The following is a 1,356-nucleotide window of genomic DNA, read 5'->3' on the forward strand; positions in this document are numbered from 1 at the left end:
CCAACGATCAGTTGTCCGGCAACCGTAAATGTAAATGTTGATGCCGGTTTATGTACCGCGAGTGGTGTTGCTTTAGGTACACCAACTACATCAGATAATTGTGCAGTGGCTAGTGTGACTAATGATGCACCGGGAGTTTTCCCGATAGGAGATACGACAGTCACCTGGACAGTAACGGATAGTTCAGGTAATACAGCTATTTGTAATCAAACCGTAACGGTAACCGACAATATAAATCCAACGATAATATGTGCAGCAGATGTGAGTGTTAATGTAAATTCTGGAAGTTGTATCGCAACTGGAGTTACTTTAGTTACGCCAACAATTTCTGATAACTGTACCATAGTAAATACCACTAATGATTCTCCGGGAGTTTTCCCATTAGGAGATACGACAGTGACCTGGACAGTAACGGATAGTTCTGGAAATACAGCTACCTGTATGCAAACGGTAACGGTAATAGACAATATTGATCCAACGATCAGTTGTCCGGCAACAGTTAGTGTTAATGTAGATGCCGGTTTATGTACCGCGAGTAGTGTTGCTTTAGGTACACCGACAACTTCAGATAATTGTACGATAGCTAGTGTGACTAATGATGCGCCGGGAGCTTTCCCGATAGGAGATACCACAGTAACCTGGACAGTCACGGATAGTTCTGGAAATACAGCTACCTGTACACAAACGGTAACAGTAACCGATAATATCGATCCGGTAATTGCATGTCCGGCCACAGTAAATGTCAATGTAGATGCCGGTTTATGTACTGCAAGTGGTGTTGCTTTAGGCACTCCGACAACTTCAGATAATTGTGCTGTAGCTAGTGTAACTAACGATGCACCAGGAGTTTTCCCGATAGGAGATACCACAGTCACCTGGACGGTAACGGATAGTTCTGGAAATACAGCTACCTGTACACAAACGGTAACAGTAACCGACAATATCGATCCAACAATCAGTTGTCCAGCAACGGTAAATGTCAATGTAGATGCCGGTTTATGTACCGCGAGTAGTGTTGCTTTAGGTACACCAACTACATCAGATAATTGTGCAGTGGCTAGTGTAACTAACGATGCACCGGGAGTTTTCCCGATAGGAGATACGACAGTCACCTGGACAGTAACGGATAGTTCTGGAAACACAGCTACCTGTATGCAAACGGTAACGGTAATAGACAATATTGATCCAACGATCAGTTGTCCGGCAACAGTTAGTGTTAATGTAGATGCCGGTTTATGTACTGCGAGTGGAGTTGCTTTAGGTACACCGACAACTTCAGATAATTGTACGATAGCTAGTGTGACTAATGATGCGCCGGGAGCTTTCCCGATAGGAGATACCACAGTAACCTGGACA

The 1,356-nt window shown here is 44.0% G+C and carries 1 protein-coding gene; it reads left to right on the forward strand.

Features of this window, described 5'->3' with window-relative positions; genetic code table 11:
• On the forward strand, positions 1 to 1,356 hold a 1,356-nt coding region (locus DG435_RS19505), incomplete at both ends, for an HYR domain-containing protein (protein ID WP_159098267.1).

It is taken from the genome of Aquimarina sp. Aq78 (genome assembly GCF_900299525.1).
Taxonomy (GTDB): Bacteria; Bacteroidota; Bacteroidia; order Flavobacteriales; family Flavobacteriaceae; genus Aquimarina.